Annotated in this window: 7 protein-coding genes; 6 read left to right on the top strand and 1 reads right to left on the bottom strand. The window is 73.6% G+C overall.

Features of this window, described 5'->3' with window-relative positions:
* Window positions 1-85: 85 nt before the first annotated feature.
* Window positions 86-1,765, bottom strand: a complete 1,680-nt coding sequence (locus ADL34_RS11390; RefSeq protein ID WP_062672260.1) for a hypothetical protein — start codon at window positions 1,763-1,765, stop codon at window positions 86-88.
* 490 nt (window positions 1,766-2,255) lie between these two features.
* On the opposite strand from ADL34_RS11390, the gene ADL34_RS11395 reads away from it, so the two are divergent.
* The 6 genes from ADL34_RS11395 (at window position 2,256) to ADL34_RS11420 (ending at window position 12,680) form a co-directional block, all read left to right on the top strand.
* Window positions 2,256-4,784, top strand: a complete 2,529-nt coding sequence (locus ADL34_RS11395) for a SpoIIE family protein phosphatase (RefSeq protein WP_062672258.1) — start codon at window positions 2,256-2,258, stop codon at window positions 4,782-4,784.
* 42 nt (window positions 4,785-4,826) lie between these two features.
* Window positions 4,827-7,592 carry a SpoIIE family protein phosphatase gene (locus ADL34_RS11400; RefSeq protein ID WP_062672256.1) on the top strand — a complete coding sequence of 922 codons (2,766 nt, stop codon included), beginning with the start codon at window positions 4,827-4,829 and terminating at the stop codon, window positions 7,590-7,592.
* Between the two features lie 154 nt (window positions 7,593-7,746).
* Complete coding sequence (locus tag ADL34_RS11405; RefSeq protein WP_062672254.1) at window positions 7,747-8,565, top strand: chitosanase; 819 nt, start codon at window positions 7,747-7,749, stop codon at window positions 8,563-8,565.
* Window positions 8,566-8,728: 163 nt separating this feature from the next.
* Window positions 8,729-10,093 (top strand): FAD-dependent oxidoreductase, encoded by a 1,365-nt coding sequence (locus ADL34_RS11410; RefSeq protein ID WP_062672252.1) that lies wholly within the window; start codon window positions 8,729-8,731, stop codon window positions 10,091-10,093.
* Window positions 10,094-10,197: 104 nt separating this feature from the next.
* Entirely contained in the window at window positions 10,198-11,163 is a 966-nt protein-coding gene (locus ADL34_RS11415) for a DUF1152 domain-containing protein (RefSeq protein ID WP_062672245.1), read from the top strand.
* Window positions 11,164-11,531: 368 nt separating this feature from the next.
* Window positions 11,532-12,680, top strand: coding sequence for a hypothetical protein (locus ADL34_RS11420; protein ID WP_062672243.1), 1,149 nt, complete (start codon window positions 11,532-11,534; stop codon window positions 12,678-12,680).
* Window positions 12,681-12,857: the final 177 nt, after the last annotated feature.

The following is a 12,857-nucleotide window of genomic DNA, read 5'->3' on the forward strand; positions in this document are numbered from 1 at the left end:
GGTTACGGAGGGGTGAACCGCGGGGGAACGCGGGTTCACAGCCAAGACGTCCGAGAGGACCGAAGGGTTGTACGACGGAGCCCGCTCACCCGGAGCAGCAGGCGTCCGCGCCGCCCGCGTCTCCCTTCTCGAGCCGGCAGTAGCAGGACGCCTCCACAGGGACGTCGGCGAGGGCGGCGGCGAGCCGCAGCTGCCGGGCCACCATGTGCGCCTCACCGGTCCGGCCGAGGCGCACCAGGCACTCGTGCAGGCCGTGCAGGGACCAGACGTTGTTCGGGTGCCGGCACGGGCGCGGCAGCGTGTCGTCGAGGCCCAGGTCGGCCCGGTAGACCGCCTCGGCCTCGGCGACCCGGCCCTGTTCGAGGAGGAGGGCGCCGTAGGCGTGCCGGGTGGGCTGCATCCAGCCCCAGGGTTCGTCGTAGGGCAGGTTGTCGTCCAGTTCGATGGAGCGTTCCAGCGCGGCGAACGCGGCGTCGTACGCGCCCTTGCGGTACTCCAGCTCGCCGTCGAGCATCGCCCCGGCGATCTCGAGGATGTCGGCGCAGGTGTTGTTGAAGAGCATGCGGGTGCCGGGCACCCGGGCGACCGCCTCGTGGAAGAGCCTCCGCTCCTCCTCCGCCTCCCGTACGCGGTGCGTCGAGGAGAGGGCGACACCGCGCGCGTAGTGGGTCATCGCCGTGGTGACGCAGTACAGCTCGGGGTCGGCGGGCAGCGGCAGGGCGAGGATGTCGTCCCAGCGGCCGAAGCGGATCAGGGCGTGGACGCGCATGGCGAGGAAGCCCTCGAGCCAGTCGGCCATCGGCGGGCTCTGCACCCTCAGCAGATCCTCGGGGACGGACGCCTCGAGCCGTGCCACGGTGTCCAGCGCCACCTCGCTCTGCCCGAGGAACAGCGCCCCGTAGATCTTGAAGTGGTAGTTGTGCGAGCGGTACAGGGTGTAGAAGTTCATCGATCCCGCCCGCGCGCGGTACTTCTCGTCGGCCGCGATCGCCGCCGTGTTGTCCGAGACCACGCGCCGGTAGTCGCCGCACAGCACCTCCAGATGGGAGGGCATGTGCAGCAGGTGCCCGGCGTCGGGCACCAGGTCGCGCAGCCGGTCGGCGACGGTCAGGGCCAGCTCGGGTGTCGGGGACATCTCCATGAGGTGGATGTACATGTGCACCAGGCCGGGGTGGTCGCGGCCCCGCGGGTCGGCGAGCGCCCGCTCCAGGACCTCCCTGGCCTCCGAAGTGCGCGCGCCCTCGGCCGGCTCACCCGTCCTGAGGTCCCACAGCTGCCAGGGCGTGAGGTTCATCAGGGCGTCGGCGTAGAGCGTGGCGACGTCCAGGTCGTCGGGGGCGAGTTCGTGGACGGCGCGCATCCGGTCGGCGTAGGGGGCGTTCCAGACGGAGCAGTCCGGCACGGCCCGGCTCTGCGGGTAGCGGGCGCGCAGCGCGGAGATCAGGGCCTGTTCGACCGGTGTGGCCGTCGCGGCCTTCTCGTGGGCGCGTTCCACGGCGGCGTGGGTGCGCTCGACGGTGCCGGCGAGATCCTTGTCGTCGAAGGCCTCCCAGGGCTTGTTGTAGTTCGGGCCGAGAGCGTAGGCGATCCCCCAGTACGCCATGGCGCAGTCGGGGTCGGCCTCGGCGGCGGCCTCGAAGCAGGCGACGGCCTCCTCGTGGTGGAAGGCGTACGTCCAGTTCAGGCCGCGGTCGAACCACAGCTGGGCCTGTGCGGAGGACGTCGTCACGGGACGGGTGTGGGTGCCGAGGTCGTAGTACTCCATCGTCGTCTCCTGGCTGTGCGGGGCCGCCACCGTGATGCCGCCGGGGCCCGGTGGCGGGGCCGGGTGTCGCACCGACAACGGGCGGGGGGCCGCTCCGGTGGCGGCCGGTGCCCGGTCGCGTGGGTGCCGGCGCGCATACGGCGTACGGCCGACGGCGGGCGCGGCCGCTCCCCCGCCGTCGGTCCCCCCTTCCGCTGATGTGCCCGGCCGGCTGGCGCGTCACGCGCGAGGCCCGAGACCCGCGGAGCGGCCGGGCGGACGAAACGACGGACCGGCGGACCGGCCGGACCGGCGGACCGGCCGGACCGGCGGCCGGATCGTGGCCGGGGCGCTTGGCCGCGCCCGCTCCGGGTACTCGCCCCGCGCATGTGACGTCTCGCGATCCATACGGCCGCCGTGGCCCGGCGCTGCCGCCCAGGTGCGGACGCGGTGCGTCCTGGCGCATTCTTGCTGTGTCGCACGCGCGATGCGTACGGACGAGGTAGGACCGATGACTGGGAGCGCCGAGAGCGCAGAGCGGAGGTCCGGCAGGCTGGCGGCACTGCTGATCGACGTCACGGCACGAGCGATCAGCGCGTCCGGCGGCCATGCGGCCGGGGTCTATCTGCGGTCCCGCACGCCCGGGCTGCTGCGCCTCGCCGTACTGGAGGGGCTGCCGGGTCCCCTGTTCCGGCCGTGGTGGCGGGTGCACGCCGACCGGCCCTTCCCGGTGGCCGACTCCTTCCGGCTCGGCGTCGAGGTGGCCCTGCCGAACGCGACCGAGACGATGCGGCGCTACCCCCAGTTCGCGGCTGCCCTGCCGTTCCAGTTCGGCTCCCTGTCCCTGCCGGTGACCGGGTCGTCGACGGTCTTCGGCGTCCTGACGGTGCTGCGGCCCTCGACGACGGACGCCACGGAACTGATGCCGGTGCGTGAACGCCTGGGACGGCTGGCCGAGGAGCTGGGTGCGGCGCTGGAGACGCTGGACGGCCAGGTCTCGGACACGGTCGCCTGGGACGGCGGCCCGCTGTGCGTGCGCCCGCCGGCGAGCCGTCAGCCCTCCGGGCACGTCGGGCGCTTCGGCTGGCGGCCGGAGACCGGTGAGGTCACGGCGGACGCGTGGCTGAACGGCGTGCTGGGCGTGGCGCCCGAGGACGAGCCGGTCACCGTCGAGTCGTTCGCGGCGGCCGTCGCCCCCGCCGACGCCGAGCGGGTCCTGGCGGTGCTGCGCGAGGCCGCCGGAGGGCGGTCGCCCGCGCTGCCGCTGTACGTCCGTGCCCCGCAGGGCGGGCCCCGGCTGGTCGAGGTGTGGGGTCCGCACACGGACGTGTCGGGCTCCACCGTGCCGCCGGCGGTCCGGGGCGTCGTCCTCGACCCGGGGCCGGACTCGGTGGCGGGCGCGGCCGCCGACCTGCTGCCGGACGGTGTGCTGTGCCTGGACCGGCTCGGGCACGTCGTCTACGCCAACCCGCACGCGGCGCGGCTGCTGCGCCGACCGCGCACCGAGCTGCTGGGGCGCACGCTGTGGGAGGGCGTGCCCTGGCTGAACCAGCCGACCCTGGAGGACCATCTGCGCGGTGCGCTGCTGTCCCCGGACCCGGTGCACTTCCATGTCCGAAGACCGTCCGGACAGGGGCGCGAGCGTCCCCCGCACCCGTTCTCGGGCGACTGGCTCGCCCTGTCCGTCTATCCCGGCGCCGACTTCCTGACCTGCACGGTCCGGCTCGGGCATCGGGTCGCGGACGCCCCGTCGGGTCCCCCGGACGCACCGGCCGGCCCCCAGCCACCCGAGACCGGTTCCCTCTCCCCGCTGTACCGCCCGATCATCCTCGCCATCGCCCTGACCGAGGCCGTCACCGCCCGGCAGGTGTCCGCCGTGGTGATGCGGGAACTGCTGCCCGCGTTCGGCGGCAACCGGCTGGCCATCTACCTGCTGCAGGAGCGGCATCTGTACCTGGCGTGGGAGACCGGCTTCCCCAAGGGGTTCCTCGCGCCGTTCGAGGGGGTCGGGATGGACGAGCGGCTGCCCGGCGTGGAGACGCTGACCAGCGGGCGTCCTCTCTTCTTCGACTCGATGCAGCAGCTCGCCGACGCCTATCCGGGGATCGCCATGGACGCGCGGGAGGGCGCCCGCGCGTTCCTGCCGCTGATCGCCTCCGGGCGCCCGGTCGGCTCCTGCATCCTGGGCTTCGACCGGCCGCGCAGTTTCAGCAACGAGGAACGCACCGTCCTGACCGCCCTGGCCGGGCTGATCGCGCACGCCATGGAGAAGGCGCAGCGCTACGAGAGCGAGGCGGCCCTCGCCCGGGGCCTGCAGCAGGCCCTGCTGCCCCGGCGGCTGTCGCAGCACCCGCTGGTGGAGACGACCGGCCGCTATCTGCCCGGCACCCAGGGCATGGAGGTGGGCGGCGACTGGTACGACGTCGTGGCCGCCGGGGACGGAATGGCGCTGGTCATCGGCGACGTGCAGGGGCACGGCGTGCAGGCGGCCGCGACGATGGGCCAGCTGCGCAGCGCCGTCCGCGCCTTCGCGCTCGGCGACCGGCCGCCCGACGAGGTCATGAGCGGCACCAACCACCTGCTCATCGACCTCGACGCCGGGCTGTTCGCCAGCTGCTGCTACATCCGGCTCGACCCGGCGACCGGGCGGGCGCACGCGGCGGTGGCCGGCCATCCGCGGCCGCTGCTGCGCGGTCCCGACGGCCGTACGCAGGTGCTCGACCTGCCCGGCGGGGTGGTCCTGGGCGTGGATCCGCAGGCCCGGTACCCGGTGACCGAGCTGCGCGTCGAGCCGGGGGCGGTGCTCGCGCTGTACACCGACGGGCTCGTGGAGCGGCCCGGTACCGACATCGACGTGGGGATCAGCGCGCTGCGGGTGGCGCTGGCCCGGGCCGGCGCGCCGGGCGGACGTCCGGGCGGCCGCTCGCTGTCGTCCATGGCCGACCGGCTCACGGCGGCGGCCCGGCACATGGCGGACCGTCCCGACGACATCGCCCTGCTGCTCGCGACCCGGCGTTCCACGCCGCTGCGGCCGATGTAGGGGGGTCTCGCCTCCGGGGGCGCGGCAGTGTAGACATGGCACATGGTCCGACTAGGGGGTCGCTCGGGGGCCCGGTCGGCCCGTCGTCCCGACGGTCGGCGCGTCCGTACGGCGCCCGGCCGCACCGCTGTCGCGTCCGGACGCGGGCCCGCCCCGGCGGTGGAGCGGCAGGGGTGGTTCTCCGCGGCGCGCTCGACGGTCGGCGGGCGCAGTCTGGCCGGTCAGGTGTTCGTCCTGCAGGTCGTGATCGTGCTGCTGCTGGTCGTCGCCGCGGTCGTCGCGCTGGTGCTGCAGGTGCGGTACGACAGCACGCAGGAGGCCCGCAACCGCTCGGTGGCGGTCGCCGAGGCGTTCGCGAACGCGCCGGGCACCCGGCAGGCGCTGGACGATCCCGATCCCACCGCCGTGCTGCAGCCGCGGGCCGAGGCGGCCCGCAAGGCGACGGGCGTGGACTTCATCGTCGTCATGAACACCGACGGACTGCGCTACACGCACCCCAAGCCGGACCGCATCGGCAAGACGTTCGTCGGCACGCTGGAGCCGGCGCAGGCCGGTGGCGTCGTCGTCGAGGAGATCACCGGGACGATCGGCCCCCTCGTGCAGGCGGTGGTGCCCGTCGAGGACCCGGCCGGCCGGGTGGTCGGGCTGGTGTCGGCGGGGATCACCACGGACACCGTGGGCGGCACCGCCGACCGGCAGCTGCCGCTGGTGCTGAGCGCGGCCGCCGCGGCGCTGCTGCTGTCCACGGCGGGCACGGCGCTGGTCAGCCGGCGGCTGCTGCGGCAGACGCACGGTCTGGGGCCGGACGAGATGACCCGCATGTACGAGCACCACGACGCCGTGCTGCACGCGGTGCGCGAGGGCGTCGTCATCGTCGGCGGCGAGGGCCGGCTGCTGCTCGCCAACGACGAGGCGCACCGGCTGCTCGACCTGCCCGAGGACGCGCAGGGGCGCCGGGTCCTCGACCTGGGCCTCGCCCCGGAGACCGCCGAGCTGCTGCACTCGGGGCGGACGGCCACGGACGAGGTGCACCTGGTCAGGGACCGCCTGCTGGCGGTCAACCAGCGGCCCACGCATCTGCGCGGCCGCCCCTCCGGCAGTGTGGCGACCGTCCGGGACTCGACGGAGCTGCGGGCTCTGTCGGGCCGGGCGGAGGAGGCCCGCGAGCGCCTGGACATGCTGTACGACGCCGGGGTCGGCATCGGCACAAGTCTGGACGTCACCCGGACCGCGGAGGAACTGGCGGAGCTGGCCGTGCCCCGGTTCGCGGACTACGCGACGGTCGACCTGTTCGACGCGGTGCTGGACGGCGGGCAGCCGGAGGCCATGACCCTGGTACGGCGATGCGCGCTCAGCGGGGTACGGGACGACGCGCCGCTGTACCCGGTGGGCCGGCAGATCCGGTTCGTGGAGTCCTCGCCGCAGGCCCGGGCGCTGAAGAACGCGCAGGCCGTGGTGGAGCCGCGGCTGGACGAGGCGCCGGGCTGGCGCGCGCAGGACATGGAACGCTCGGTGCAGGTGATGGAGTTCGGCATCCACTCGCTGGTCACGGTGCCGCTGCGGGCGGGGTCGCTGGTGCTGGGCGTGGTCAGCTTCTGGCGGTCGCGCAAGTCCGGGCCGTTCGACGCGGAGGAGCTGGCGCTCGCCGAGGAGCTGGTCGCCCGGGCCGCCGTGTCCATCGACAACGCCCGCCGGTACACGCGTGAGCACGGCATGGCGGTCACGCTCCAGCGCAGCCTGCTGCCGCGCCGGCTGCCGGAGCAGAGCGCGCTGGACGTCGCCTACCGCTATCTGCCGGCGCAGGCGGGTGTGGGCGGCGACTGGTTCGACGTGCTGCCGCTGTCCGGGGCGCGCGTCGCGCTCGTGGTCGGGGACGTCGTCGGGCACGGTCTGCACGCGGCGGCCACGATGGGCCGGCTGCGCACGGCGGTGCACAACTTCTCGGCCCTGGACCTGCCGCCCGACGAACTGCTCGGGCTGCTGGACGAGCTGGTGGCCCGGATCGACCAGGACGAGGCGGAGGACGACGACACCGCCCCGGTGACCGGCGCGACCTGCCTGTACGCGGTCTACGACCCGGTGTCCCGGCGGTGCACGATCGCCCGGGCCGGGCATCCGCCGCCGGCCGTGGTCCGTCCGGACGGCTCGGTGGAGTTCCCGGACGTGCCGACGGGACCGCCGCTGGGTCTGGGCGGGCTGCCGTTCGAGACGGCGGAGCTGGAACTCGCGCCGGACAGCCGGCTCGTGCTGTACACCGACGGGCTGGTGGAGGACCGCGAGCACGACATCGACGAGGGCCTCGAACTGCTGCGGGAGGCGCTGGCGGGTGCCGGGCGGACCCCCGAGGAGACCTGCCGGGCGGTGCTGGAGGCGCGGCTGGCGGACCGCCAGAACGACGACATCGCGCTGATCGTGGCCCGTACGCGCGAGCTCGGCGCGGACCGGGTCGCCGAGTGGGACGTGCCGTCGGACCCGGCGGCCGTGGCACGGGTGCGGGCGGCGGTGACCCGGGCCCTGGAGGAGTGGGGGCTGGGCGAGCTGACGTTCGCGACGGAGCTGATCCTCAGCGAGCTGGTGACCAACGCGATCCGGTACGGCGGGGAGCCGATCCGGGTGCGGATGCTGCGTGACCGCAGTCTGATCTGCGAGGTCTTCGACAGCAGCAGCACCTCGCCGCATCTGCGGTACGCGGCGATGACGGACGAGGGCGGCCGTGGCCTGTTCCTGGTCGCCCAGCTGGCGGAGCGCTGGGGCACGCGGTACCTGCCGGCGGGCAAGGTGATCTGGGCGGCGCAGCCCCTGCCGTAGCCGACTGCGGCTCCGCCGCCGCTACGGCGTCTTTGTGCATAGGTACGAACCTTTGCCGCGCCCGCTGTTCGGCATGCCCGAGGTCTGATAGTAAACCTTCCTATCAGTGCACGTACGGCCCAGCCTCCCTCCCCCCACACGATTCGGAGTCGCCGTGAAGCACCCCACACCCCTGTCCCGACGCACCCTGCTGACCGCGTTCGGCGCGGCCCTCGCGTCCGTCCCGCTCCTGAACCCCCCGGCCGCCTCCGCCCACCACGCGGCGGCCGGACTCGACGACCCGGCGAAGAAGGAGATCGCCATGCGGCTGGTGTCGAGCGCGGAGAACTCCTCGCTCGACTGGAAGGCGCAGTACCGCTACATCGAGGACATCGGCGACGGCCGCGGCTACACCGCCGGCATCATCGGCTTCTGCTCCGGCACGGGCGACATGCTCGACCTGGTCGAGCTGTACGCGGCCCGCCGCCCCGGCAACGTCCTGGCCCCCTACCTGCCGGCCCTGCGCCGCGTGGACGGCACCGACTCGCACGACGGGCTCGACCCGAACTACCCGCGGGACTGGGCGCGGGCCGCCGAGGACCAGGCGTTCAAGCAGGCGCAGAACGACGAGCGCGACCGCGTGTACTTCGACCCGGCCGTCCGCCAGGGCAAGGCGGACGGGCTGCGCGCGCTCGGCCAGTTCGCCTACTACGACGCCATCGTCATGCACGGCGACGGCAGCGACCCCACCAGTTTCCGCAGCATCCGCCGCCGCGCCCTGGACCGGGCCCGCCCGCCCGCCGAGGGCGGCGACGAGACCGCCTACCTGGACGCCTTCCTGGACGCGCGGGTCTGGGCGATGAAGCAGGAGGAGGCCCACAGCGACACCAGCAGGGTGGACACCGCCCAACGCGTCTTCCTGCGCGCGGGCAACCTCGACCTGAGGACCCCCCTGGACTGGAAGGTCTACGGCGACAGCTTCCACATCGACTGACGGGGAGCGGGCCGCCGCCCCCGCACCCGGCGGCCCGCGCAGCCCGCGACCGGTCATAGAATTGATCTATGAGCTCATAGACCGGACCCGCATACCGGGTAAGGTTTGCCTTAGTTTAGGCTTCCCCCGAGTCGATCTATCGCCTCTCGAAGGGAACCTGATCATGCCCCGCCCCCTGCGGGTAGCCATCGTCGGAGCCGGCCCCGCCGGGATCTACGCGGCCGACGCGCTGCTCAAGTCCGAGGTGGCCGCCGAACCCGGTGTGTCCATCGACCTGTTCGAGCGGATGCCCGCGCCCTTCGGACTGATCCGCTACGGCGTGGCCCCCGACCACCCGCGGATCAAGGGCATCGTCACCGCCCTTCACCAGGTGCTCGACAAGCCGCAGATCCGCCTCTTCGGCAACGTCGACTACCCCAACGACATCAGCCTGGACGACCTGCGCGCGTTCTACGACGCCGTGATCTTCTCCACGGGCGCCACGGCCGACCGCGAGCTGCGCATACCGGGCATCGACCTCGACGGCTCGTACGGCGCGGCCGACTTCGTGTCCTGGTACGACGGGCACCCGGACGTGCCGCGCACCTGGCCGCTGGAGGCGGAGAAGGTCGCCGTCCTCGGTGTCGGCAACGTCGCGCTCGACGTGGCCCGCGTCCTGGCGAAGACGGCCGACGAGCTGCTGCCGACGGAGATCCCGCCGAACGTCTACGACGGCCTCAAGGCGAACAAGGCCGTGGAGATCCACGTGTTCGGCCGCCGCGGCCCGGCGCAGGCGAAGTTCTCCCCGATGGAGCTGCGGGAGCTGGACCACTCCCCCAACATCGAGGTCATCGTCGACCCCGAGGACATCGACTACGACGCGGGCTCGATCGAGACGCGGCGCGGCAACAAGCAGGCCGACATGGTCGCCAAGACGCTGGAGAACTGGGCGATCCGCGACGTCGGCGACCGTCCGCACAAACTGTTCCTGCACTTCTTCGAGTCGCCCTCGGAGATCCTCGGCGAGGACGGCAAGGTCGTGGGCCTGCGCACCGAGCGCACCGCCCTCGACGGCACCGGCAACGTCAAGGGCACCGGCGAGTTCAAGGACTGGGACGTCAGCGCCGTCTACCGCGCGGTCGGCTACCTGTCCGACAAGCTCCCCAAGCTGCCGTGGGACATCGACTCGGGCACCGTCCCCGACCAGGGCGGCCGGGTCGTCCAGGAGTCCGGCGAGCACCTGCAGTCCACGTACGTCACCGGCTGGATCCGGCGTGGCCCGGTGGGCCTCATCGGGCACACCAAGGGCGATGCCAACGAGACCGTGGCGAACCTGCTGGACGACTTCGCAGGGGGCCGTCTGCAGACGCCGGGTTCGCCCGAGCCGGAGGCCGTCGAGGCGTTCCTGGCCGAGCGCGAGGTCCGCTTCACGACGTGGGAGGGCTGGTACAAGCTCGACGCCGCCGAGAAGGCGCTGGGCGAGCCCCAGGGCCGTGCCCGCGTGAAGATCGTCGAGCGCGAGGACATGCTGCGGGAGAGCGGCGCGTAGGCGCGGCTGCCGGCACGGCGGGAAGGGGCCGGGGCCGCGAGCCCCGGCCCCTTCCTCGCGCTGACAGGGGGACCCGGAAGATCACCGTCTGTTAGCTTCCCCGGGTGTTCTCGCTTCTCGAACCCCCGTTCTTCACCCGCCTGCGCGACGCGCGGCGGGTGCTCGTCGCCGGTGCGGGCGGCGGTTTCGACGTGTACGCCGGGCTGCCGCTGGCCTTGGCGCTGCGGGCCTCCGGTAAGGAGGTCCACCTCGCCAACCTGTCCTTCTCGGACCTGTACGGGCTGGACGCGGGCGCCTGGGTCGGCGACGACGTGGCCGCGATACGCCCGGACACCGCGGTGCGCGGCCGCTACTTCCCCGAGCACAGCCTCGCGCGGTGGCTCGCCGCGCACGACCTGCCCGCCACGGTGTACGCCTTCCCGCTGACCGGCGTACGGCCGCTGCGGGCCGCCTACCGCGCCCTGCTGGACCACCTCGGCGGCGTCGACGCCGTGGTGCTGGTGGACGGCGGGACCGACATCCTGATGCGCGGGGACGAGCACGGCCTGGGCACGCCGGAGGAGGACATGGCCAGCCTGGCCGCCGTGGCGGGGCTCGACGAGGTCGCCGAACGGCTGGTGGCCTGCCTCGGCTTCGGAGTGGACGCCTACCACGGGGTCAGCCACTCCCTGGTGCTGGAGAACCTCGCCGCCCTGGACCGCGAGGGCGGCTACCTCGGCGCGTTCTCGCTGCCGCGCGCCAGTGAGGAGGGGCGTCTGTTCCTGGACGCGGTGGAGCACGCGCAGCGGGACACCCCGGAGCGGCCGAGCATCGTCCAGGGCTCCGTCGCCGCGGCCGTGCGCGGGGAGTTCGGCGACGTGCGGTTCACCGAGCGCACCCGGGACAGCGAACTGTTCGTCAATCCGCTCATGGCGCTGTACTTCTGTGTCGACGCGCCCGCCCTGGCCCGGCGCAACCTGTACCTGGACCGGCTGGCGGACACGGCCCTGATGCGCCAGATCAGCACGGCCGTCGAGGAGTTCCGCGACGGCCTCCCCCACCAGCGGCCGCCTCGGGCCTACCCCCACTGAGGCTCCCGCGTCTCGCGTTCCGGTGAAGTGCCGGCGGACAGCACGGCCGAAGTGGTTCCATACACTCCTGATCTTCACACAAGCTCCGCACTCCTACACCGAGGGGTCGAACGACCGGGACGGCAACGGGTACATCACGTTCCACAAGTGACCGGCCGGCGGGCCGGCGAGGGGACCCGTCCCGATGCGGATGGTGGACGGGTCCCGCTCACCGAGTCATTCTGACGACCGCCCACGGCCCGGACCACGGGTGCGCGCGGACCGGTCCGTGCGCACGACACACACCCCGTGTGCACCCCCGCTGCCTCGGTCCGGGCGCACGAGGACGATACTGGACAGAGCACGCGCCCCCGGCCACAGATGGACTCATGCCCAGCTCCTCCCGCACCCGCCCCATGACTCCCCCCACCGTGTGGTCGGCCCGCGGCCGCCACCGAGGACCCGCCGCGCGGGACCACCTGCTGACCGCCCTGACCCGACACGACGTCAGCGGCGCCCTGGACGACTTCCGGGAACGGCCCGGCCCCGACGGAAGCGACGCGACGGCCTTCGAGGCCCGCTGGCGGGTCACCGGCCAGGTCGTCGTCCGCGCCCGGCTGGAGCTGGAGGAGAGCAGCGGCGACGCCCGTACGTGGACGCTCGTCGCGGAGGCCGACGCTCCCTGGGACCCCCGATGGCCGTCGCCGGCCGCCCTGTTCTGGGCCGACGAGGACGACGCGTCCTGGGCGCACGACGCCGCCACCGGCCTCCCCCTGGGCACCGTCAACCTCCTGCCCACGGACGACAAGGCCGTACGGCGCCTGCTGCGGGACGCCGTCCGGGACGGCGGGAGCATCCACGTCCTCGTCCACGAGGCCATGACCACCGACGAGCGCGGCCGCACCCCGCTGGCCGCCATGCTGCCGCCCGGCCTGCGGCACCGGGTCGTGGAACACCGCGCCGTCCCGAGCCAGCTGCGCGTGGTCAACTACGCCCTGCGCGACCTCGGCCCCGAGCTGCCGCGCGGCGGCGCCGTCGTGCTCCCCGGGACGCCGGCCCCGTCCGGCTACGACCCGGACGACTTCACCGTCCGCACCGTCTTCCTGGACGGCACCGAACCGGCCGAACTCATCCACGCCGTCACCCGCTACGCAGCGCTCCCGCACACGCTCCCGGCCGGGGCCGACGCCACCCTGACCGCGCTGCGCGAGGACTGGACCCTGCTCACCGTCGAGGAGGAACTGCGGCGCGAGCGCGAGCTGGTGCGGATGTACGCCGAGGCGCTCGACGCGATGACGAAGTCACGGGACCTGTACCGGGAGGCCGCCGAGGAGGCGCACGCCGCACTTGCCGCCTTCCGGGAGTCCGCGGACGCCGTGGCCGCGCTGCCGCCCGCACCGCCCGCCGACCCCGCCCCGAACCCGCTCCAGCAGCTGACCCGTACCTTCGATCGGCTCAAGGCCTCGGCGCGGGTCCGCAAGCAGGCCCCCGCCCCCGAGGACACCGTCGAACGGCCCCGGGAGAACGCCGACCGCTGACGGCCGGTCGTACGGCCGCTGCGCACGTTGCCCGGGGAGGGAGTACCGCAACGGGCGGGGGCACCTCGGTGGAGCACTGGACGGTTTAGCACGCCTGCCCGAGCAGGTGACCGGCCCCGATCGCGCGTCTTCCGTCCTGACGGGTGACGTGATGCGGCCGGGTGACCGCCGTCATGC

The sequence above is a fragment of the Streptomyces sp. NRRL WC-3605 genome (genome assembly GCF_001509795.1).
Classification (GTDB): Bacteria; Actinomycetota; Actinomycetes; order Streptomycetales; family Streptomycetaceae; genus Streptomyces; species Streptomyces viridochromogenes.

Coding starts and splice junctions, on each gene's coding strand:
- ADL34_RS11390 (WP_062672260.1), bottom strand. CDS start 1,765: ATGGAGTACTACGACCTCGGCACCCACACCCGTCCCGTGACGACGTCC.
- ADL34_RS11395 (WP_062672258.1), top strand. CDS start 2,256: ATGACTGGGAGCGCCGAGAGCGCAGAGCGGAGGTCCGGCAGGCTGGCG.
- ADL34_RS11400 (WP_062672256.1), top strand. CDS start 4,827: ATGGTCCGACTAGGGGGTCGCTCGGGGGCCCGGTCGGCCCGTCGTCCC.
- ADL34_RS11410 (WP_062672252.1), top strand. CDS start 8,729: ATGCCCCGCCCCCTGCGGGTAGCCATCGTCGGAGCCGGCCCCGCCGGG.
- ADL34_RS11420 (WP_062672243.1), top strand. CDS start 11,532: ATGCCCAGCTCCTCCCGCACCCGCCCCATGACTCCCCCCACCGTGTGG.